The 23,889-nt window shown below is 37.4% G+C and carries 18 protein-coding genes; 8 read left to right on the forward strand and 10 right to left on the reverse strand.

The features are described 5' to 3' along the window. Window positions 1-56: 56 nt before the first annotated feature. Both ACRD62_RS06345 and ACRD62_RS06350 read right to left on the reverse strand, forming a co-directional pair. A complete protein-coding gene (locus ACRD62_RS06345) occupies window positions 57-1,835 on the reverse strand; it encodes a chloride channel protein (protein WP_430819290.1) in 1,779 nt (592 codons plus the stop codon). A gap of 122 nt (window positions 1,836-1,957) precedes the next feature. Then, a complete protein-coding gene (locus tag ACRD62_RS06350; protein ID WP_430819291.1) occupies window positions 1,958-2,524 on the reverse strand; it encodes an NUMOD4 domain-containing protein in 567 nt (188 codons plus the stop codon). A gap of 267 nt (window positions 2,525-2,791) precedes the next feature. Between ACRD62_RS06350 and ACRD62_RS06355 the strand changes: the two genes are divergently transcribed. Then, the gene (locus ACRD62_RS06355) at window positions 2,792-3,175 is read left to right on the forward strand and encodes a co-chaperone GroES (RefSeq protein WP_430819292.1); all 384 of its coding nucleotides are present in this window, start codon (window positions 2,792-2,794) and stop codon (window positions 3,173-3,175) included. Between the two features lie 14 nt (window positions 3,176-3,189). Then, window positions 3,190-4,227, forward strand: coding sequence for a tRNA dihydrouridine synthase (locus ACRD62_RS06360; protein ID WP_430819293.1), 1,038 nt, complete (start codon window positions 3,190-3,192; stop codon window positions 4,225-4,227). A 109-nt stretch (window positions 4,228-4,336) separates the two neighbouring features. On the opposite strand, the gene ACRD62_RS06365 is transcribed toward ACRD62_RS06360, so the two are convergent. Further along, a complete protein-coding gene (locus ACRD62_RS06365; protein WP_430819294.1) occupies window positions 4,337-6,043 on the reverse strand; it encodes a chloride channel protein in 1,707 nt (568 codons plus the stop codon). A 205-nt stretch (window positions 6,044-6,248) separates the two neighbouring features. On the opposite strand from ACRD62_RS06365, the gene ACRD62_RS06370 reads away from it, so the two are divergent. Then, window positions 6,249-8,657, forward strand: coding sequence for a TonB-dependent receptor (locus tag ACRD62_RS06370; RefSeq protein WP_430819295.1), 2,409 nt, complete (start codon window positions 6,249-6,251; stop codon window positions 8,655-8,657). Window positions 8,658-8,677: 20 nt separating this feature from the next. Here ACRD62_RS06370 and ACRD62_RS06375 read toward each other — a convergent pair whose 3' ends face one another. Together ACRD62_RS06375 and dpp5 are read right to left on the reverse strand one after the other, a co-directional pair. Further along, window positions 8,678-10,084, reverse strand: a complete 1,407-nt coding sequence (locus ACRD62_RS06375) for a type III PLP-dependent enzyme domain-containing protein (RefSeq protein WP_430819296.1) — start codon at window positions 10,082-10,084, stop codon at window positions 8,678-8,680. A 248-nt stretch (window positions 10,085-10,332) separates the two neighbouring features. Continuing rightward, on the reverse strand, window positions 10,333-12,420 hold the full coding sequence (dpp5, locus tag ACRD62_RS06380) for a dipeptidyl-peptidase Dpp5 (RefSeq protein ID WP_430819297.1): 2,088 nt from the start codon (window positions 12,418-12,420) through the stop codon (window positions 10,333-10,335). A 271-nt stretch (window positions 12,421-12,691) separates the two neighbouring features. Between dpp5 and ACRD62_RS06385 the strand changes: the two genes are divergently transcribed. Beyond that, window positions 12,692-13,888, forward strand: coding sequence for an aldo/keto reductase (locus ACRD62_RS06385; protein WP_430819298.1), 1,197 nt, complete (start codon window positions 12,692-12,694; stop codon window positions 13,886-13,888). A 30-nt stretch (window positions 13,889-13,918) separates the two neighbouring features. Continuing rightward, on the forward strand, window positions 13,919-14,764 hold the full coding sequence (locus ACRD62_RS06390) for a DUF6599 family protein (protein ID WP_430819300.1): 846 nt from the start codon (window positions 13,919-13,921) through the stop codon (window positions 14,762-14,764). A gap of 89 nt (window positions 14,765-14,853) precedes the next feature. Here the strand turns inward: ACRD62_RS06390 and ACRD62_RS06395 are convergent, their stop codons facing one another. From ACRD62_RS06395 to ACRD62_RS06405, 3 genes are all read right to left on the reverse strand, one after another. Then, the gene (locus ACRD62_RS06395) at window positions 14,854-16,506 is read right to left on the reverse strand and encodes a DEAD/DEAH box helicase (protein WP_430819301.1); all 1,653 of its coding nucleotides are present in this window, start codon (window positions 16,504-16,506) and stop codon (window positions 14,854-14,856) included. A 191-nt stretch (window positions 16,507-16,697) separates the two neighbouring features. Further along, complete coding sequence (locus ACRD62_RS06400) at window positions 16,698-19,106, reverse strand: TonB-dependent receptor plug domain-containing protein (RefSeq protein WP_430819303.1); 2,409 nt, start codon at window positions 19,104-19,106, stop codon at window positions 16,698-16,700. A 59-nt stretch (window positions 19,107-19,165) separates the two neighbouring features. Further along, a complete protein-coding gene (locus ACRD62_RS06405; RefSeq protein ID WP_430819304.1) occupies window positions 19,166-20,335 on the reverse strand; it encodes a metallophosphoesterase in 1,170 nt (389 codons plus the stop codon). An 87-nt stretch (window positions 20,336-20,422) separates the two neighbouring features. On the opposite strand from ACRD62_RS06405, the gene ACRD62_RS06410 reads away from it, so the two are divergent. The 3 genes from ACRD62_RS06410 (at window position 20,423) to ACRD62_RS06420 (ending at window position 22,133) form a co-directional block, all read left to right on the forward strand. Beyond that, complete coding sequence (locus ACRD62_RS06410) at window positions 20,423-20,779, forward strand: hypothetical protein (protein WP_430819305.1); 357 nt, start codon at window positions 20,423-20,425, stop codon at window positions 20,777-20,779. Between the two features lie 215 nt (window positions 20,780-20,994). Continuing rightward, window positions 20,995-21,438, forward strand: a complete 444-nt coding sequence (locus tag ACRD62_RS06415; protein WP_430819306.1) for a DUF4395 domain-containing protein — start codon at window positions 20,995-20,997, stop codon at window positions 21,436-21,438. Window positions 21,439-21,638: 200 nt separating this feature from the next. Then, on the forward strand, window positions 21,639-22,133 hold the full coding sequence (locus ACRD62_RS06420; RefSeq protein WP_430819307.1) for a hypothetical protein: 495 nt from the start codon (window positions 21,639-21,641) through the stop codon (window positions 22,131-22,133). A 65-nt stretch (window positions 22,134-22,198) separates the two neighbouring features. Here the strand turns inward: ACRD62_RS06420 and recA are convergent, their stop codons facing one another. After that, window positions 22,199-23,218 carry a recombinase RecA gene (gene recA, locus ACRD62_RS06425; protein WP_430819308.1) on the reverse strand — a complete coding sequence of 340 codons (1,020 nt, stop codon included), beginning with the start codon at window positions 23,216-23,218 and terminating at the stop codon, window positions 22,199-22,201. A 46-nt stretch (window positions 23,219-23,264) separates the two neighbouring features. After that, window positions 23,265-23,729 carry a thioredoxin-dependent thiol peroxidase gene (gene bcp / locus ACRD62_RS06430; RefSeq protein WP_430819310.1) on the reverse strand — a complete coding sequence of 155 codons (465 nt, stop codon included), beginning with the start codon at window positions 23,727-23,729 and terminating at the stop codon, window positions 23,265-23,267. Between the last annotated feature and the right edge of the window lie 160 nt (window positions 23,730-23,889).

Below are 23,889 nucleotides of genomic sequence, written 5' to 3' on the forward strand. Positions count from 1 at the left end.
CTAACCACCTATAAAACTTTTAACTTTTGCCTTTCGAGGTTTTACCTTTAAAAACTTTACTCATCCGAGAAGTGAATCAACACACGACGGTATACTGAGAAAATCTTTGATTTGGAAACAAAGCCAAGATACTTACCATTTTCGCAAACGGGAAGATTCCACGCTCCTGTTTCTTCGAATTTCTTCATAACATTATCCATATTTTCGTCATGCTCAATCACTGCAGGAGGCAGATCCATGAGTTCTTCAACAGTGGTTTCATTGTATAAGTCGTGATTAAAGATGATGCTACGAATATCTGATAAAGTAATATAACCTTTCAATTTATCGGCATGATCAACCACAGGAAAAATATTTCGTTTCGACTTGGAAACCACTTTTGTTAAATCTCCCAAAGTCATCTCAGGATAAACGGTTTTAAACTCTGTTTCCAATACTTTGTCAAGACGCATCATTGTAAGTACAGCCTTGTCTTTATGGTGTGTGATCAGTTCACCTTTTTGTGCCAGTCGTTTGGTATAAATTGAGTGTGGCTCAAAGTACATAATGGTAAGGTAGGCAATGGTTGAAGTAATCATCAAAGGAATAAACAATCCATAACCATTGGTAATTTCAGCAATCAGGAAGATAGCGGTTAAAGGAGCATGCATCACACCAGCCATCAAACCTGCCATACCTACCAGTGTAAAATGCGAAGCAGGCAGATTTACAAAACCAAGCGTATTGGCCAAACGGGCAAAGAAATAACCTGTAACACCACCCATAAACAAAGTTGGGGCGAAAATACCACCAATACCACCACTACCTGTTGTTACAGCAGTTGCAAATACTTTAAAGATGATAAGCAGAGCTAGAAAACCCAGTAAAGCCCATATATTGTCATGCAGGGGATAAAATAGACTTTCGTTAAGAACCTCGGCACTGTTACCATTTAATAATTCAGTTATGGTATGGTAACCTTCACCATAGAGAGGTGGAAACAAAAAGATGAGTAAGCTTAATACTGCACCTCCCGTAATCCATTTTGTAAATGGATTTTTAATAACTCCCAGGTGCTTTTCAACTAACATCACTCCTCTTGTAAAATAGAGCGAAATGAATCCGGCAGCAATTCCTAATCCAACATAATAAGGTATGTTATTCAGAAGAAAAGGAGCTTCCAAAGCAAAGGTGAATTCAACTCCTTTACCCAGAAAAAAATAGGCGACAGTTGCTGATGTTACCGCTGAGATCAATAGTGGTACAATGGATGCCATGGTCAGGTCGAGCATCAAAACCTCCAGTGTAAAAACCAGTCCTGCAATAGGAGCTTTAAAGATACCAGCAATAGCACCTGCCGATCCGCAACCGACCAAAAGTACGATGGTTTTGGTATTCATCCTGAATAATCTTCCCAGAGTAGAACCGATAGAAGCTCCGGTTAATACGATGGGTGCCTCAGCTCCAACCGATCCACCGAAACCAATGGTAAATGAACTGGTTAGAATTGATGAATAATTATTGTGAGTTTTGATATGACCGCCTCGTTTAGAAATGGCATACAGAATTTTACTGACACCATGCCCTAAACTGTCTTTAATCACATATTTTACAATGATAAGAGTAATGAAGATACCAATAATCGGATAGGCCAGATAGAGGTAATTCATATGCTCAACCTTGAAATTGTTCGTCAGCAATGTTTGAATGAAGTGAATGGCATTCTTCAATATGACAGCAGCCAATCCACTGAAAATTCCAACCAACAAACTCAAAATAAGAATAAAATGTTTCTGATTGATATTCTTAACTCTCCAAACCAAAAATTGCCCTAATAATTGATTGACCTTCTTCATAATGGCCGCAAAAGTAATATAATAATAATGAATTGATTTTAAAACTATGGGAATTTTCAGTTAATCCTGGATATTGATTCTGTTATGCGGATTTAAAAATGATTTCTGATTTAATAAAAAAGTTAGTCCATTTTAGGCTCTATCTCAGCCCAGTTTTCTTTACGGGCTATTCTGCTAACCTGCATTTCACTAACACAAAATAGTTTTGCAATCAGGTTTTGTTTAACGCCTTTTTCAAGCATTCCTTTGATTACAGCAACATCATCGATACTTAATTTAGAGCTGGTTACAACCTTGCCAGCTTTTTTACGAGCTTCCTGAAGAACTTTGTGCATTCGTTTGTAGCTTTCTTCTTTGGTTACCCATTTTAGATTAGTATGATAGTTGTTTTGTTTGTTCCAGTCAAGGTGAATAACAACATCCTGATCGGGATGTGTTTTGTCAACAAAATATTCGGCCGTTAATTTGTGTACCAGATATGACTTTTTCTTACCTTCAACTCTAAGGCTTACATTGTAGAATCCTTTGATATTACCAAGCTTTACAATTCGTCCGTTTTCCTTATCGTAACAATAACTTTTTATTCGTCCGTAATTACTGATTTCGTATTTTTTATCTGTAAACGTAAGCTGTTTCCATTGTTCATCTTCAATTTTTCGGAGCTTACGAGTATTTAATTTCGGTTTCATAATTAAAATTTAGGTCAGTGTTAGGTTAAATGATGTACCTAAGAAAATGTTTGACTATTAATAAATTCAGGAAAGAAAGAGTTACTGTTCCCGCTAACTGATCTTAAGTAATAGCAAAAGTATGAAAAAGCAAATATGAAATCAATATCACACTGTATACTAATTCTGTTAAAAAACGTTAAGTATTAATTAGCAGAGCATTATCTTTACAATGTCAAATATTATAACGGCATTTTCTTCATTTTAATATCTTTGCCCAAAAAAAAGATGTCGCTTGGAATAGATCATGCAGATTTGGAAAAATTTATATTGGTTGGCGATCGTATTCTGATTAAACCAAAGAGTCCGGAGAAAAAGACCAAGACAGGCTTATATCTGCCTCCGGGAGTTCAGGAAAAGGAAAGAATTCACAGCGGATATATTGTAAAGGTTGGACCAGGATTTCCGATTCCTGTGGTTGCAGAATCGGAAGAGCCATGGATGAAAAAAGATGATAAAATAAAGTATCTGCCCTTACAGCCAAAAGAAGGTGATTTGGCTATTTATCTTCAGAGTGGAGGATACGAAATTGAATATAAAAACGAAAAGTATGTGATTGTATCACAATCTTCTGTATTGATGTTGATAAGAGACGAAGGATTATTTGAGTAATGGATTTGAATAGAATGGAAAAAGGAGTTAAGACTGGAAAAGAAAATTACTGGAAATCAATAAATGAACCAATTTGGGCCCTGGCTCCCATGGAAGATGTTACAGATACTGTTTTTCGTGAGGTGGTTTTGCGCTTAAGCAGGCCAGGACATGTTCATCTTTTATTTAGTGAGTTTTTATCAACTGATGGTTTTTGTCATCCTGTGGGTAAAGAAAAGGTTTTACATCGTTTCTTTATCAATCCTGAAGAAAGAGAATTAGCCCGAGAGATGAATGTGAAACTGGTTGCTCAGATTTGGGGAACTGATCCTGAAAAGTTTTACCAAACAGCTAAATATATAGCAGAAGAAACCGATTTTGATGGTATTGATATCAACATGGGCTGTCCTATGAAAAATATCATCAAAAAAGGAGCCTGTTCAGCACTTATTAATACACCTGATCTGGCCCGTGAGATTATTGCGGCAACTAAAGAGGCATCAGATCTGCCATTGAGTGTTAAAACCCGTATCGGATTTAAGTCAGTTGTAACTGAATCGTGGATAAGCACTTTGTTACAATCAGAAATAGATGCTTTGATTGTGCACGGTCGAATTCAAAAAATGATGTCTGAGGGTGAAGCAGACTGGACTCAGATAGCTAAAGCAGTGGAATTACGGAATAAAATGAATCCGAATATTAAATTACTTGGTAACGGAGATGTATTATCTATTGATGAGTCGAATGAGAAAGTGAGAGAGTTTGGTGTTGATGGTGTAATGATCGGTCGTGGAATCTTTCATAATCCATGGCTTTACAATCAGGGACATGAGCCAGACATGGAAGAACGCCTGGAAGCCTTGCTATTGCATGCCCGTTTATATTCTAAAACCTGGACGGGTGAAAAAAACTGGTCTATTCTAAAACGCTTCTTTAAGATTTATACCAATAGCTTTAAGGGAGCTGCTCATTTGCGCGCCGAACTAATGGAAACTCATGGCATAGATGAGGTTGAAACCATTGTAAAAGCATTTAAAGAAGATGTTAAAAGACGGGAACACGAAGCGGAATAGTTTTTACATTCTGTCACTCCTTCTAATATCCATCCAGGGTTTTAACCGGCTGAAATTATAAGCATCAATCTATTAGTCTAACAGTCTAATCGTCTAGAAGTCTAATGGTCTAATAGTCTCCTGAAAACATCTTTAATTGATTCCGGTAGGCTGTAAATGCATTTGCCCGTGAGATGAAACCAAGGTATTTGCCATGGTCAATAACAGCAATGTTAAAACGACTTGATTTTCGGAACATCTCAACCAGATCTTCCATTGAATCGTCGGGGCTGATGAAATATTCAGGCATATACATCAGGTCTTTAACCATTGTTGTTTTGTACAACTCAGGTTTGAAAATGATTTTTCTGATGTCATCCATCTTTATCATACCGTGCATTCTGCCATTTGAATCAACCACAGGAAACAGGTTGCGGTGAGCATCGGATACGACATTAACCAAATCACCTAAGGTAGCTTTGGGATCAATGGTGGCAAAGTCTGTTTCAATAAGGTTTTTAACCTCCATCATTGTTAATACGGCCTGATCCTTATCATGCGTTAGTAATTCCTTCCGCATGGCTAAAAGGTGTGTGTAAACCGAATGTCTTTCAAACGTTTTGGCAGTAGCAAACGAGGCGGTTGCAGTAATCATAAGAGGCAGAAACATTTCGTAACCACCGGTTAAATCGGCAATCAAAAATAATCCTGTTAAAGGAGCCTGAAGTACTCCTGCGATCAATCCGGCCATACCAATCAGGGCAAAGTTTTGAACGGGTAATTGATGAAAACCAAGTTTATTAACAATGTTGGCGAAAAGCAGTCCGGTATTGGCACCCATAAACAAGGTAGGAGCAAAAATGCCACCAACACCACCGCTTCCAAAAGTCAGGGAAGTGGCAACGACTTTAAAGGCAATAATAACTGTCAGTAGAATAAACGCTGCCCAAATGCTACCCGACCAATTCTGAAAAATGGTATTCTCGAAAATAAAGTTTGTATTTCCACTCAAGGCACTGTTAATAACATCGTAACCTTCGCCGTATAAAGCCGGGAAGAAGAAAAGTAAAATCCCCAGTAATGCACCTCCTACAGGCAGGCGGATTCTGTGCTTCTCCAGTTTCTCGAACCATTTTTCCATAAAGATATAGATTCGAGTAAAATAGGATGAAACAAATCCGGCAACAATGCCAAGAAAAACATAGTAAACCAGGTCAATCATCTCATAGGTGTGAAACAGTTCGAACGGATACACTACTTCCTGACCCATAAAAATATAAGAAACAATTACGGCCGAAATAGATGCCAGAAGAATGGGGACAATGGCTGCCAGTGTCAGATCAAGCATGATTACTTCCAAAGAAAAAACAATAGCAGCTATAGGAGCTTTAAAAATGGCCGACATAGCTGCGGCACAGGCGCAGCCGAGTAGTAGTTTGATCTGTCTGTAATTCAATCGAAATAATTGTCCTACATTGCTACCTATGGCAGCACCCGTTGAAACCGTAGGCCCCTCTAAACCAACGCTTCCCCCAAAGCCTACTGTCAGTGCACTGGTAACAATGGAAGAGAACATATTATGACGGTTCATCTTTCCTTCGTTCTTTGAAATGGCATAGAGTACATTGGGAATACCATGTCGAACAGGCCTTCGAATTACATACTTAATAAATAAAACGGTTAAAAATATACCAACTGTGGGTGAAATCAGATAGATATATCCATGTTCCTGCCCAAGGTAAGTATGAACGAAATGACTGATCAGATGAACTGATTTTTTGATGGCTACAGCAGCAAAACCTGCTGCTATTCCTACAAGAATACTCAGAATCATCATAAACTGGCGATTGCTGACATGTCGTAGCCGCCAAATAAGAAATTGTTTGAACAGTGATTTGCGATTCATAAGACTTGGGTTAACCTTAGAAAGGTAATCAAATTTAATATTCCTGACTAATAAACTTTTTTAAATGATCAATGTTTAATCAATTGATTGAAATTTTAAACAAATAAGATTAACATTATACTAAAACAGACAAAATATGAACTTAAATAGACTTATGAAATTCTTTGTTTTTATACCTCTATTGTTCTTTGGTAATAATATTCTGGCACAAACAGGTGTACTGAAAGGGGAGGTGCGGGATGCCTATACCAATAAACCGGTTCCTTTTGCCAGTGTGGTCATTTTTAATACTACTACAGGTACAATGACAGATACCCTGGGGCGATTTGAATTCCGTAACCTCGAACCCGGATTCCTACGTCTGCAACTTTCATCGATAGGATATAAAAATGTGGTGACAGAAGAATATAATATCTCTCAGGTACGGAATACCAGTGTGCAAATAAAAATGGAATCGACAGCTGAGTCTTTGGAGGAGGTGAAAATTACAGCCTCACCTTATGCTGTGAGACCGGATGCTCCGGTGTCGTTAAGAAGAATAGGAATTGATCAAATTGAGAAAAGTGCAGGGGCAAATCGTGATATATCCAAGGTAATTCAGTCATTTCCAGGAGTTGGATCTGCCAGTACCTTTCGGAATGATTTATTTGTAAGGGGTGGTGGACCATCGGAGAATCGCTTTTTTATTGATGGTATTGAGATTCCAAATATTAATCACTTTGCAACACAGGGAGCGACAGGAGGGCCTGTTGGTATTTTAAATGTTGACTTTATCAGAGAGGTTGATTTTTACTCCAGTGTATTCCCTGCCGGAAAAGGAAATGCCTTAAGCTCGGTTTTTGAATTTAAACAGATTGATGTTGATGTGGATAAGCCAACTTTTAAAGGAACGCTTGGTGCTTCGGAAATATCACTTACAACATTAGCACCATTAAGTGATAAAACCGGATTAATTGCATCAGTCAGACGATCGTACCTGCAGTTTTTATTTGCTGCTCTTGATTTACCTTTCCTTCCCACTTTTACCGATTTTCAGTTTAAGACAGAAACACGGATTGATGACCGGAATGAGATTTCATTTCTGGGTATAGGAGCCATTGATGTTTTTGAATTTAATAATGATGCAACACCAACTGAGGAAAACCAATATATAATCGGATATCTGCCCGTAAATAATCAATGGAATTACACGATTGGTACTTCTTATAAACATTATTTTGGAAATAGTTACCTGTCGATGTATCTCAGCAGGAATCATTTGAATAATGAAGCCATAAAATACGATGATAATGTAGAATCGCCCGAAAACCTGAATCTGAATTATATTTCAGATGAGATTGAGAATAAGTTCAGAACAGAATATACGGCACGTCCGAATCAGTGGACTATTAACTTGGGTGCAGGAGCGGAATATATCAATTACTACAACCGCACTTATAATAAGGTTTTTATTGGAGGTCAATCATCGGAAATAAATTATAAATCGGAATTGAATTTTGTCAAGTATGCTTTGTTTGGATCTGTTTCGCATCCTTTTTTCGATAACCGACTAACCTTATCCGGAGGAGTCAGAATGGATGCCAACAGCTATTCCGATCAAATGAATAATATGCTTAATCAGTTCAGTCCAAGGGCTTCATTGTCGTTTATGATTATGCCTGAATTTTATTTCAATGCCAATGTGGGGCGTTATTATCAAAACCCTTCCTATACAACTATGGGTTACCGAAACAGTGAAGGAGTATTAGTTAATAAGCAAAATGGGTTAAGTTATATTTCGTCTGATCATTTTGTGGCCGGATTTGAATTACGCCCCAATGATCATAGCCGAATGACGCTGGAAGGATTTTATAAATTGTACGGTAAGTATCCGTTCTCTGTTCAGGATTCTATTTCGATGGCCAGCAAGGGAGGAGATTTTGGAGTAGTTGGAGACGAAGAAGTTACATCAACTTCAAAAGGACGAGCCTATGGTTTTGAGGCTTTGTATCGCACAAAAACAAACAAAGGGTTAAATATGATTGCAGCCTATACTTTTGTACGCAGTGAGTTTACCGATTACAAAGACGATTATGTGGCATCGGCATGGGATAGTCGACATTTATTTACCATTACAGTAAATAAGACCCTGCAACGTAACTGGAGTGTAGGTATGAAGTGGCGCTATGTAGGAGGATTGCCATATACACCATACGATGGAGACAGATCATCGTTAAAAGTAGCATGGGATGCTCAATACAAGCAGTATCTTGATTATTCGCAATACAATACCAGGCGATTGGAAGATTTTCATCAGCTGGATTTACGGGTTGATAAAACCTACAATCTTAAGAAGATGACTTTGGGTTTTTACATCGATATACAGAATGTGTATAATAATCAAGCTGCACAGGCACCCGAATTGATACAGCAACTGGATGAAAATGGTGAATCAATTATTGTTAACCCTAATGCAGCTTTGAATGAGCAACGTTATGCGATGAAAGAACTAAATGGTACTTCAGGAACTGTTTTACCAACAGTCGGATTGTTGATTGAATTCTAAGGAACAGTAACCCCAATGGGCTACTGTTCTAAAAATCCTAGTATACGAAGCATATCTTCAACTCGCTGTTCGTCTTTGAATAAGTAATCGCGAAGCAAACCGTTCTCGTCTCGTTCAATCACTACATGTTTTGGTGCAGGAATCAAACAGTGCTTTAATCCGCCATAGCCACTAATTGAATCCTGATAAGCTCCGGTGTGGAAAAAACCAAGGTATAATTGTTCTTCGTTGGCGTTGGCAATTTTAGGCATAAATACCTGCTGGTTTAAATCTTCTGTATTATAATAATCAGAGTGATCACATGTGATTCCTCCGATATTTACTTTTGAATATGATTTATCCCAATGATTTATTGGTAAAAGAATAAACTTTTCAAAGATACTCCAACTGTCGGGTATGGTGGTCATCAAACTGTTATCGATGATGTACCAAAGCTCGGCATCGTTTTGTTGCTTAACCTCCAGAACCTTGAAGATGATAGCTCCAGACTCCCCAACGGTATATCTTCCGAATTCGGTGAAGATATCCGGATCATCAATACCTTCTGCAGTACAGGTATCTTTGATGTTACGTACAATTTCATTGATGATGTAGTTGTAATCGTACTCAAAACCCAAGTTGTTTCTAATAGGTAAACCACCACCAATGTTGAAAGCACTTAACGATTCACATTGTTTTTTCAACTCAACATACAGGTTTAATCCTTTTTGGAATAATCCCCAGTAATAAAGAGTATCCTTAATACCGCTGTCCACAAAGTAATGAAGCATGCGTAGCTTCACTTTTGGGTTGTCGGCAATTTTTTCTTTGTAAAAGTTCATCACGTCGGCCGGACGAATACCCATTCGTGAAGTATAATATGCTGACTGAGGTTCTTCGTCAATCGCCATACGAATACCTACCTGAATGGTACCTTCAATTAAAGGCATCAAGCGATCTAATTCGTGAAGGCTGTCTAAAACAACAATCAGGTTTTTAAAACCGGCATTGTGTAACTGAGCAATCTTTTGCAGATAACCATCTGTTTTATGTCCGTTCTGAACCAGCTTAATATTTTTGCTTATCAGTCCTTCATCGTGTAATTTAAGAATAATATCAAGGTCATAGCTGGATGATGTTTCAAGACTTACACCATATTTCAGTACTTCTTTAATGATAAAACTGAAGTGACTACTTTTTGTACAATAGCAATAATTGTATTTTCCTTTGTAACCATTGGCTTTAATGGATTTACTAAAAAGGTTTTTAACTCGCTTGACCTGTTCACCTATTCGAGGTAGATAAGAAATTTTTAAAGGTGTGCCATACTTATCAATTATGTGTTTTAATGATACATTATTGAAGTATAAATTTCCATTTTCAATGTCAAAACCCGGTTGAGGGAAATAATAAGTTTGGTCAATAAGTTCGAAATACGATTGCTTCATTTCTGCACGTGTAAAATTATTGCTACTACATTAAAAGATGATTAAATGCTAAACTTAAAAAAGTTCGGCAAAAATATAAATAGTTACCAATTATTTTTATCCTTTAGAGATAAATTAATTCAATGAAGTTAATTTAAATAATTTGATCTAGGGTATTGAAATCCAGTCAATCTCAATTGAGTTGAGAAGAAAAATAAAAAGCAGAGACATATTTTGCCTCTGCTTTAAATATTTTTAAGAAAAAGGTCCTAGTTTTTTAACTGTTCATCCAGGAATCTGAAAAACTCACGTTGCCATAAAATTCCATTCTGACAAGAAAGTACCCAATGGTTTTCTTCAGGGAAATAAAGGAACCTGGCCGGTATATTCATCATTCGGGCAGTGTTGAATGCGGCCATACCTTGTGTGTAAGGTATGCGGAAGTCCTTGGCCCCATGAATAACAAGAATTGGAGTATCCCAGTTTTGAACAAACTTATGAGGAGAGTTTTTATAACTCTTCATAGCTGCCTTATTATCTTTATCCCAATAGCTGCCTTTGTTGTCCCAGTTTACAAAAAACATTTCCTCAGTGATGCTGTACATCTGCTCAAGATTAAAAATACCGCAATGAGAAATAAATGCACTGAATCGCTTATTATGATGACCGGCTAGCCAGTAAATAGAGAAACCACCATAGCTGGCGCCAACAGCTCCCAGATTATCTTTATCAACGAAAGGTTCCTTTGCAACGGCATCAATGGCTGAAAGATAATCTTTCATGTTCTGACCACCGTAATCACCACTGATTTGTTCGTTCCATTCCTGACCAAAACCTGGCAAACCTCTTCTGTTAGGAGCAACAATTATATAATCGTTGGCCGCCATCATTTGAAAGTTCCAGCGTAAGCTCCAGAACTGACTAACCATGCTTTGTGGACCTCCCTGGCAATATAAAAGAGTAGGATATTTTTTATTAGGATCGAAGTTAGGTGGGTATATCACCCAGGTGAGCATATCCTTATTGTCGGTAGTTTTAATCCATCTTTTTTCAACATTTCCCATTTTTAACTGAGAAAGTAGTGGTTCATTAACCTTCGATATATTTATTCCTTCACCTGTTGTGGGGTCAACTGAAATAATTTCGGTTGGATACTGCATTGAGGTTCGGGTGGCAATCAGTTTGTCACCGGCAATATCCACTGAGTTATAGTTGTGAATGCCATCTGTTACTTTTGCATAGGAGGCATCATCCAGGTTAAAAGCATAAATCTCATTCGATCCTTTATCCTCTGAAGTAAACCAAAGTTTTTTTCCATCTTCGCTCCAGGTAAGACCATGAACATTAAAGTCAATCTCTTTGCTGTAATCGGTTTTTGTTCCTGTTGTCAGATCCAGAATAAACAAGCGGTTTTTATCGGCTTCGTAACCATCGCGTTCCATGCTTTCCCAGGCCATAAAATTTCCATCAGGTGAGAAAGTTGGAGCAATATCGTAACCCATCATACCCTCGGTAAGGTTTTTAGTGGTTTTGTCGGCTATCGAATACAAATAAATATCGCTATTGGTTGAGAATGCAGAAGCTTTACCTTCTAGTTTTTTTGAAGTATAGGCAATGTTTTTACCATCAGGTGTAAAGGTAATCTGCTCCATTCCACCAAAAGGTTTGAGTGGTGAGTGATATTTTTCACCTTCCATAATATCAGTTGCAGAACCAACTGTTGAGCCATTGGCATAATCGATATAAAACACATGACTGTATGTGAAATCGTGCCAGCTGTCCCAATGGCGATACATTAAGTCATCTTCAATACGGGCATCTGCCAAAGGTAAATCGGGATAAAGATCGTGAATGTTTTCATCTAGTTTTACACTCTGTGTAAAAACCAGTTTATCCATTGTTGGCGAATATTTATACCCCTCAATTCCACTTTTGATATGAGTTACCTGAGTGGGTTTTGAACCGTCAGGATTCATTTCCCAAAGCTGAACATCGCCTGATTCAGACGACAGATAAGCAATCTTCTGTCCGTCGGGGCGCCAGCTAACCTCAAATTCATTTGCATAGGTAGAAGTTATTTGTTTGAATTCGCCACCTTCGGCAGGTAGCGTATAAATATCTGTATAGGTTCTGTTTTCTTCAATCTTGGTGTATGAAACTGTAAAGACCACTGTTTCTCCATCTGGTGATACAGATACGTTTCCAATACGTCCGAATGACCAAAGAACCTCGGGTGTCATTATTTCACTTTCTACTTTTAAGTCGCGGTTGTTAAAGGTTGGTTTTTCGGCTGTTTGCGGATTACTACACGATATCAATAATCCAAGAAGGCCCAAAAAATAGATATACTTCTTCATGTAATTATAAGTTTTTGATGAATTTTGTTATTAAGTTAATATGATGATAAGGTATTGACTTGCGTTGTTTTCTGACCAATAAATGCGGTTTTAAAAGTAACATCTTTCTGAATATTAAGTTGTGAGAATTATCATGGAAATGATTTCTTAAGAATAGAAACATGTTTTTTCTTGCTTATTTTGAATCATCCTATATTAAGTGTTTAGTGTTTTGTTGTCTGGTTATCATCGTCTTAAATTACTATATTGGGATTCAATTAATCCGAATCCCATGAATAAATCAGACAACAGCAGAAGAAATTTTTTAAAGCTGACAGCAGCCGGTTTAGCCGGAGCAGCTTTAATAAAGAGTGAAACGGCACAGGCAGCCAGTTTTAAAAAAGCCGACGTTATTTACCGTACATTAGGACGAACAGGAGTTAAGCTTCCCATTGTTAGTATGGGCGCCATGCGAGGTGATACCAAAGCTTTAATTGAGGCAGGAATAAAAAGAGGAATCGTACATTTTGACACTGCTCACGTTTATCAAAAGGGGAAAAACGAAGAAATGCTGGGAGAAATATTCCAGAATTATGATCGAAACCAGTTTTTTATAGCGACCAAGGTTGTGCCTGATGATATGGATAGAAAAACAGGTGAGATAGGATCTGGTTTTACTGTCGAAAAGTTTATGGAGTACCTCGATACTAGTTTAAAACGCTTGCAAATGGATCAGGTTGATTTACTTTATGCTCATGCTGTATCTTCCGGTAAAGCAGTGTTGCATCCTGAATTGATTAAGGCATTGAAACTGGCCAAAGAGCAGGGTAAGTGCAAGTTTTTGGGCGTATCAACTCATAAAAACGAACCTGAAGTTATAAAAGCTGCTGTAGAAGCCGGTATTTATGATGTGGTTCTCACTGCCTATAATTTTAAACAGGATCATCGCGACGAATTAACGCAGACCATTGCTGATGCAGCTGCTAAAGGAATAGGCTTTGTTGCTATGAAAACAATGGCAGGTGGTTTTCTGGATGAAGAGCATACCAAGCCGGTTAATACCAAAGCTGCCTTGAAATGGGCTTTACAAAATGAAAATATATGTACAGCTATACCTGGCTTTACAGCCTTTGAACATTTAGACGAGAGTTTTTCGGTAATGGAAAAGCTTAAGATGTCAAAGCAGGAAGAGAAAGATCTGGAATTTGCCCGCGAATATGCAGGGTTGTATTGTAATCAGTGTAGTGTGTGCGCCGGACAATGTAAAAAAGGATTACCCATACCTGAAATTATGCGCTCGTATATGTACACTTATGGTTATCGCGATATGAATCAGGCTAAGACCTTACTTGCTGATATGGGCGTAAAAAACGATCCATGCTCTGATTGTGATAGCTGTACAGTTTCCTGTGTTAAGAATTTTGCCGTTGCTGATAAAATTAAAAAAGTTAGTCGTTTGGTTGATGTTCCGGATGAATTTATCAGCTAATATCGTAAGCGTTAATTTTAAAATAGTTGAATGAAGAAAATTTTATTAAGTGTGATGGCATTTGTTTGCGTCACATTGGTGGGTGCTCAGACTTATCCTGCTCAATTTGAAAATATTGAAGGTTTTACTTTGCAAGGAGAAAAGCAGTTTTTCGACCGTGATAATCTGTATAATTATATCAACGGAGCCTCTGATTTTTATCTGGGTTATGATTTTCAGGATTTATGGGTTGCCGATTATACAAATGATCAGGAACAGTCGTTAACATTGGAGCTCTATCGACATGGTGATAATATGTATGCCTTTGGTATTTACTCTGAAGAAAGACCACAAGCGGCAAACTTATTGGAGATTGGAGCTGAGGGTTTTTACGAAAGTGGAGCTGTTTTTTTTCTGGCGGGTAGTTATTATGTGAAGGTTTACAACGGGCATCCAGCATTGGATGAGGATTCATTAGTTGACTTTGCCAAACAGGTGGCTGGTAAAGTATGCGAAAAATGCCTGCTTCCCGAACAGTTAAGTTATTTCCCTGCTGAAAACAAAATACCTTCGAGCGAGCGATATATGGCCGAGAATTTTATGGGAGTAACCGGGTTTAATGGTGCGTTTACGGCTAAATACAAGATAGGTGACGAAGAGTGCAGATTATTTGTTTATAAGGGAGATGATGAGAGATGTCGTGAGATCATGAGTAAATATTTTACTCGTTTAAAGTTTAAAAAGAAGTTGAAAGAAATAACCTATGTGTTTGATGATCCTTATCTGGATAAGGTTAAGCTCACCTATAAAAAAGGATTTATCTATGGAATGCTGGATTGCAAAGAACCAGAGAAAGTAAAGGGGTTATATGATGGTTTTGTAAGCCAAAATAAATAATGGTTTTAGCTATAGTTAAGAAACAACAGAATAATTAAAATTTAATAATCTATAAAAAAGAGGCATCGTTTCCGGTGCCTCTTGGTGTGTTATTGTCGTCTTTTAGTTCTTCTTTTCGACGATGGTTTTGGTGTAGCCACTTCAAGGCTTACTTTTTTACCTTTTAATTTAGTTTTACCAAGCTTTTCAATTACTTCCTGCTCATAGTCTTTATCAACTTCAATGAAAGAGAAGTTACGAAGTAATTCAATCTTACCTACTTTTACGGTTGTACCTTTAAATTTGCTGTTTATCAGGCCAATGATATCACCTGAAGAAACTTTGTCAGTTTTTCCCAGATTGATAAATAAACGGCTGAAAGGAACATCGCCTCTTCTTCCTCCACCATTACGTCCTTTTGAACGATCTTCTTTATAGATATTCAGATCAGGAGCATCTTTATAATACTCCATAAAACGGTTGAATTCTGCTGCTACAAACTGAGTAATCAACTGTTCGCGCTCCATGGTTGCCAGCTTTTCGTATACGGCAGGCATTAAAGCTTTAACAGGTGAATCATCTTCCAATACTGTATTATCAACCCGGTCGAGGAAGTGGAATAATTGTTTTTCGCAAATCTCGTCTGCCTTTGGAACCCATTTGCGTTCGAAAGTTTTCTTGGCAATTTTTTCTATAGCTTTGATACGATGAGCTTCGCGGGCATGGATGATAGATACGGATATACCTTTTTTACCTGCACGTCCTGTACGACCGCTTCGGTGAATGTATACCTCAATATCATCCGGCAAGTTATAGTTAATAACGTGTGTTAGGTCGTTTACGTCAATTCCCCTGGCAGCCACATCGGTAGCAACTAAAAGTTGAAGGTGATTTTTACGGAAACGGTGCATTACCAAATCACGTTGTGCCTGTGAAAGGTCACCATGAATAGCATCTGCATTGTAGCCATCAGCCATTAAGCTGTCAGCAATGTCTTTGGTTTCCTGACGGGTACGACAGAATACAATTCCGTAAACATCAGGTGTAACGTCAACAATGCGCTTCAGTGCTTTGTAACGATCGCTTGCATGAACCATGTAATAATGGTGTTCTACATTGGATGAACCTGAGTTTTTAGTACCAACGCTGATTTCAACCGGATCCTGCATGTACTGTTTCGACATACGTGCAATATCAGGTGGCATGGTAGCTGAGAAAAGTAAGGTTTGTCTCCACTCTGGAGTTTGTGCCATGATGCTTTCCAAATCATCTTTGAAGCCCATGTTTAACATCTCGTCTGCTTCATCAAGTATCAACCAACGAACATCACCCAATTCAATTGCGTTACGATTGATAAGGTCGTTCATACGGCCTGGAGTACCCACTACAATATGTGTTCCTCTTTTCAAAGCTCTGATCTGAGTTCTGATTTCAGTTCCTCCATACACGGGAGTGATGTACAAATCCTTATAATATTTTGCGTAGTTGTTCAGGTCTTTTGTGATTTGCAGACACAATTCGCGTGTAGGACATAAAATCAAAGCCTGAACTTTTTTATCTTCGGTAATAATCTGTGGTATCACCGGTAATCCAAATGCTCCTGTTTTTCCGGTTCCGGTTTGTGCCAGAGCAATCAGGTCGTTACCGTAGTTTAGAATTTCAGGAATGGTCTTCGTTTGAATAGGGGTTGGTGTTTCGTATCCAAGCTCACCAATAGCTTTCAGAACTTCTTCCGGAAGTCCGCTTTCTTTAAATGTTTGCATAAATAATTCTTTATCCACCCCTTCTCACGATCATGCAGCGATACCAAGAATTAATTATGCTACGACAGTGCTACTGATTGTGACCTGAGTGGTCCTCGTTAAATCGAGCGCAAAGATAGACCTCTTTTTTTAAAAATGTGGTATCCAAACGGAACTTATTGATTTTTTGGCATTAATTAACTTTTTACCTGCTAAAGTGAAAGCATCAGAGAGATAATAATATTCCGTCCGGGTGCAGCAATACCTGATGAATAGGTTTTGTAACGTTTATTAGTAATGTTTTCTATACCAGCTGTAGCTAATAGGTTAGGGGTGATGTGGTATTGCGAAACCAGATTTATGGTTGTCCAACCCGGGGCATATGGATTACCATTTGTGTCGAGGGCATACATGTATGCTTTGTCAATCTCGCTTTCGGGCATATTGTTATATGATACCTCACCATTGTATTGAATATTGAAGTCAAGCTTTAGTTTTTCTGTTTCGTAACTCAGGTGTGTAACTCCAAACCATGGTGCAGCATGACGTAAAGGAGACGTTGTTCCATCGTCGAGTTCTTCCTGTCCTTTCTGATAATTAAATCTGCTGGAAGCACTGATACCTGATCTCCACTTATATTCCATGCCAGCCTGAATTCCATAAACTTTTGCATGAGCAGCATTTTGTATTGCCTGCACCTTACTTAATTCACTATCATACAAAATACTGTCCTGACCGTTCAGTTGATAATCTCTGCGAACCATGGCATTGGTTAACCAGGTGTAATAAGCTGCCATGTCGATTTTTAGTTTTTCAATTACAACAATGGCTGCACCTACTTCTCCGTTGATGGCATATTCAGGTTTTAGATCAGGATTGGGAACTACGACTGATCCGGGTTCTGAATCAAATACTTTACCAATGTCGTCAATATTGGGAGCACGAAATCCCGTCGACAAAGAAGAGCTTAGCTGAATATTTTCATTAGGATTGTGAATAATGCCAAGACTACCGGTTAATGCTCCAGTGTTAAGAGTTGTGTTGTCAAAGCGGAAATCGAAAAACTCATCACTAAATTCGGCATTTAAGTGAATGTAGTTGTAGCGAACACCTCCTTGCAGACTTGTTTTTTTTGTTACTTTATGTAAGTAGTTTCCGTAAGCTGCCGTAGATAACCAAACAGAGCCATCGGGGTAACGTGATGAAGCAGGTGCTGTTATGTTAGTAAAGATGTCTTCCTGAAGTCCTTCTGAGTTGATAGAATTACCGATAGCTTCAAAACCGTAGAATAGACGATTGCCATTCTGATTGTTTTTTTCAAAGTCAACATTCAGATTAATGGCATTAACTTTTTCGGTTCTGTGAGTGATGGATGAACTATTTAAGCTACGGTTGTGTCTGCTTTCTTTAAAATGTTGGTGAGATGCAATAATGTGCATGTGGTCATAGATCTTGGTTGGAGATGAGTGTTGGATGCTAAGGTTATTCATCATCCAAACCTGCGGTCCATAATACCATTCGGCATAGCGCAATGTATTGTTTTTGTATTGTATAAGTCGATCGTAACGATCAACATTTGAAGATTCAGAGTAATTAAAGCTGTAATTCAGTTGCCAGTTATTATTGGGTGTATATTTAAACTTTTGCATCAGGTTCACCTGGTTGTAGGCAGTAGGAGTTTGTAGCTCCGGGTTTGTGTTTTTAATAATCTGGTCAACACCATTTTTTGTAATCACATATTCAGGTCGTAGGTATTCATCGGGTCCATTTGACCCCATCTTTAAATCACTAAAATCAGAATAGGTGAAACTTGTAAATGAAGCCCACTTTTCAAATCCCAGGTTTAAATCAAAATGTCCTGTCGCCTCATTGTTAGCTGATGAATAACGAGTGTTAGCTCTTAATTTAATAAGTGTTTTGTCGCCATGGCCAATTATTGGATCGAAGGTTAAAAATCCCATTACACCACCAATGGCATCACTTCCATAAATTACTGAACCAGGACCAAAAATTACTTCTGCCCGGTTTGTGGAAAACGGATCGAGCGAAATAATGTTTTGCAGATTACCACTTCTGAAGATAGCATTATTCATTCTTACTCCATCAACGGTTATTAATACACGGTTTGTTGCAAAACCTCTTATCATAGGGCTGCCTCCTCCAAGCTGACTCTTCTGAATATATACATCTCCGGTATTGGCGATTAAATCAGCTGCTGTTTGAGGGTTTAAAAAAGTAATGTCTTTGGGTTTCAGGATGGTTACTTTAGAAGGGGTTTCTCTTCTTCCTTGTTTCCACTTTGTTGCAGAAACGATTATTTCATCCAAAGAGAGTTCGCTTGGCTCCAGCAATAATACCCAGTTTAGTTTTTTTAATTGTTGGTAACTAAGAATCTTTGATTCATAACCAATTAGTCTGAAAAAAATACTATCTACATCGGCAAATTCTTCCAAAGATGCTTTCCCATTGGTATTAGTTACGGTACTAATGGTTGGTGTTGAAGTAAAAATAGTTACCAGTTCAAGTGGTTGCAGATTCTGAGCATCGCGCACAGAGATAGTCTGAGCATTACTTATAAATATGGTGCAAACAAATGCAATTAATAAAGATATTCGGATCATAAGATTGAGCCGGGTTGAATATTAGGTTACATCTTTGATATATGAATCAAAGATAGAGTTTATTCATTAACTTCACCGACAAAGTTTAAATTGATTTCTAATATCTCTGGTCTGTTTCCTGTTCTGATAGGAGGTCCCCAGGTGCCAAAGCCTGTGCTGACAATAAAATGAGAATTGCCTTTTTGCTTATAACCCCTGCTTACTTCAAATATTTTTTTCGTGATGTATCCAAAAGGCCAAAGCTGACCATGATGAGTGTGCCCTGATATTTGCAAATCAACACCTGCATTTGTTGCGTCATCCAAATTATAAGGTTGGTGATCGAGTAAAATGATAGGTTTTGAATGGTCAAGATTTCCAAGCAATTCCTCAAGGTTTTTACGCTGGTTATTGGTTCTGTTTTTATCTCTGTCTTCTCTGGCGGCAATAATAAACGAATCATTTATGGTGATGCTGGAGTCACGTAAAACAGTAATGCCATGATCGATCAAATATTCTACAGCTCTTTCAACGCCACCAATATACTCGTGATTACCTGTCGAAGCATAAACTCCCATGGGAGCTTTCAATTCCAAAAGGTTTTTGCCTAAGTTTTGTTTGATAACGGGTTGTACATCTTCATCTACCACGTCTCCTGCCAGAAGTATGATATCGGGATGAAGGCTATTGATAGTTTCAACCAGTTTGCTTGTTTTTCTTGGACCAATAATGGTTCCGAGATGTATATCTGAGGCTGCAACAATTTTCAAAGATTGCATTGATCCTGCATTCTTGTGAATATTAATTGTTTGTTGGTTGATTTTTGGATGCCAGGCATTTAAAAAGCCAATGAGTATGGTTAAAAGAACTCCTGAAAAAATTATGATGCCGGTTATTGTCTTTAACTGATCATAAGCTGCACTTCCTTTCGAAGGGAGGAAGTGGAATATCCAGTTCAATAATCTGATTAGATCAACAGTTATGAGGCTAAGTGTAAAATATAGCATGCCTGCAAACCAGAAGGCTCCAATCCAATGAAGGGTGGTTGCTGGGGGAGCATACCATATTTTTTCCAGAAACCGTCCTGCTGGATAAGCTAAAAAAAGTACAATCATTAAAATTCTGAATGTAGATTTTAAGGTGGTAGTATTCTCCAACCATTGCATTCCTCTTTGGTAAATGTAAAAGTTGACAAAAAAATGAATGCTTAATACAATGCTTAAGAAAATGATTATACTTGCCGTTTTCATAAATTGGGTCTTTAATGGCTGTAAAGATAATAAAGCTATTAAATACAAATGTCTTTGTTTATAACCTTACAGGGTAATAAAATGTTTATGGCTAAAATGATAAATAAACCATCGAAATGGCTACTTATTCTAGGTGGAATTTTTATTCTTCTGGGTATTCTTCTTAGGATGCAGGCGGAATTGTTTGATTGGTCAATTGTTTTTTTTGCTGCCGGAGGTAGTTTGAAGGTTATCTACCTGGTGATAGGTGTCAGTAGAAAAATATTAAAAATAGGCTGGGAGATAATATTGCTATTTATTGGAGTATCATTGGTAATGATGGGGGTATTTTTTAAAAACTATTCTGCATTTGATCATTTATATCGTTGGTTTATTTTGTTTGGGGTCATTTGTAAAGTCTCATTTTTAGTCATTTTCGTTAGGCGACAAAAATTGCGTAAATGAATACCCTATGTTAGTAGTTTTGGGTTGTATAAATATATCATATAAATAAAACATACTAAAATAAAATGAAATATAATATATTGATATATAAATGTTATAATAGATTTATATTAAATTAATAGGATTATATATATTAAAAAAGTAGGCTCATTTTTCTATATCTCATATCTTTGTTGTGTTGATAAATGAATTGATCATTAAATAAAGAACAAAAGATGAAGAATTTAGTGTGTCCGGTATCCCCTGATCGAGTGTTGGAAGCTCAACCACGAATTTCTGCCTTGTTAGTAGTGGTATTGTTGGGATTGTATTTGTTTACGCAATTATGGTTGATTCCTGTTTTTTTGTTTGTCGATTTTCTATTAAGGGGGTATGTGAATGGAAAATTCAGTGTTGTTGCCTATGTTTCAAAGACTTTAGCAATTAAATATTATGCTGATGGGTTAAAAATAGATAAGGCTCCGAAAATGTTTGCCGCTCGTTTGGGTATGGTTTTTAGTGCTCTTATAATTGTTTTGAGCTTATTTAATTTGACCAGCTGGGCTTTGGGTTTTGCCTTTGCATTAATGATATTTGCTTCCGTTGAGTGTTTTTTAAATTTTTGTGTGGGTTGTTATGTATATACATTATTTATAATACCCATGTTAAAAAGTTATTGATGGTATGTGTTTGGTTGTAAATTTGGCACGACTTTTAGTTGTTGTAAATCTGCATTTTAACCTTTTATTGAATTCTGTTTATCGATCACATTTGTAATTTAGTCTATAATATTTAATCATTCGTCAAAAGAATGCTCACTTTCAGATGCTTAACCGTAATTATTAACACTTTTAAAAAGTGATAATTAAAATTGTGTGTTATGAAATATCTGATTACAACTGTGTTTGCCTTATTGATGGCTTCATTAATGTATTCGCAGGATTTTTCTTATGTGAAAGAAATTGAACTTAATGATAACAATCAGCTTAAATCAGCTGAAGAGGATGTATTGGAGTGTTGTTATTATCTGGTAGCTGCCCGATATAATAAAAACGATGAACAGCGCATTGTTGCTACCGACTTTGTTTCGAAATGGGTAGATGCTAAATTTGACAAGGAAGTACTGTTGAATGAAAAGATTAATACAATAACCGAAGAGCGTCAGGAGCTGAATGAGATGTTTCTGGTTTATTATGCTTTACGATATATCGAAAATGAAGGTGGGATAGGCAAGGAAGAATTAGTTCAGAAAGCATTAACAGGTGTTGTTGACTTTTGCGAAAATCCTGTGAATAAAATAAAGATTACTAAGGAGATGAAGAATCTTAAAGAGGTGATTGAAGCAGGAACTTTATCGGCTTATCTGCAGAAATAGTGAGAATTGAGATAAATAAAAACGGGTATTCGATTTAGAATACCCGTTTCTTGTATGTGTTGGAATTACTTCGCTTTAATGGCTTCCATAATTTTTTGTTCCAGTTCTTCCGCTAATTCAGGATTGTCTTTAATTACTTCCTTAACAGCTTCTCTACCCTGGCCGAGTTTTGTTTCGCCATAGCTGAACCATGATCCGCTTTTCTTAACAATTTCAAGTTCAACACCTAAATCCAGGATCTCACCAATTCTGGAGATTCCCTCGCCATAACGAATTTCAAATTCGGCTTTTTTGAATGGAGGAGCTACTTTGTTTTTAACAACTTTAACACGGGTTAAACTACCTACAACGTTTTCGCCGTCTTTAATTTGGGTAACACGACGAATGTCCAAGCGAACAGAGGCATAGAATTTTAATGCGTTACCACCTGTTGTTGTTTCCGGATTTCCGAACATTACTCCAATTTTTTCACGCAACTGGTTGATGAAAATACAGGTTGTGTTGGTTTTATTGATAGTTGAAGTTAATTTACGTAGTGCCTGAGACATCAAACGGGCTTGTAATCCCATTCTAGAATCACCCATATCGCCTTCTATTTCTGCTTTTGGAGTTAGAGCGGCAACAGAGTCAATAACGATAATGTCGATAGCTGATGATCGGATAAGCTGATCAGCAATTTCTAAAGCTTGCTCGCCATTATCGGGTTGGGATATTAAAAGGTTTTCCAGGTTAACCCCTAGTTTTTCGGCATAAAAACGATCAAAGGCATGTTCTGCATCAATAAATGCTGCAATGCCTCCTTGTTTTTGGGCTTCCGCAATGGCATGAATAGCAAGAGTTGTTTTACCAGATGACTCAGGACCATAGATTTCAATAATTCTTCCGCGAGGTAAACCGCCAACACCTAAAGCAAGGTTAAGTGCTATGGAACCGGATGGTATAACCGGAACATCTTCAATGGATGCATCATCCATCTTCATAATGGTTCCTTTACCATAGGTTTTATCAATTTTATCCATGGTAAGCTGAAGGGCTTTCAGTTTTTCCTGGTTTACTTTATTTTCTTTTTTCTCTTTTTCTGCCATTTTATTTTGTTTTATGCTGTTTCTTCAATTTGTCAGGGTAGTAGAGTTATAAATTTAACTCGCTTAATATCTGATTTGTATGATCTTTTGTTTTTACTTTCTCAAAGATCTTTGTTATAGTTCCCTCTTCGTCAATAATAAACGTTTTTCTTAAAACACCCATGTAAGTTTTGCCATACAACTTCTTTTCTCCCCAGGCATTGTACATTTCAAGAATCTCTTTTTCAGTGTCTGCAATTAGGTTGAATCTAAGATTGTGTTTGGCAATAAATTTCTGGTGCGACGAAATACTGTCGGGACTAACACCTATTACTTCAAAGCCTTTACTGGTAAGTTCGTCATAGTTCTCGCTAAGATTACACGATTCAGCTGTGCAGCCGGGTGTATTGTCTTTTGGGTAGAAATATAAAATGACTTTTTTGCCTTTGAAGTCCTCCAGGGTGATTGTTTTGTTGTCCTGATTGATTCCTTTGAAAACAGGGGCTTTGTCGCCTTCTTTTAGTACTGACATAGCTAATGAAATTAATTGGTTACAAATATATTTAATATACAACGAATATGCTCAGGCTTGGTTCAAAAGTTATTAACATGCAATAGTTCAATGCTGTAAGTATTTTGTTAATCGTAATATTATTGTGCTTATTTGTATGTTATTCAATGCTGGTACATTG

It is taken from the genome of Carboxylicivirga caseinilyticus (assembly GCF_050589785.1).
GTDB classification, from domain to species: domain Bacteria; phylum Bacteroidota; class Bacteroidia; order Bacteroidales; family Marinilabiliaceae; genus Carboxylicivirga; species Carboxylicivirga caseinilyticus.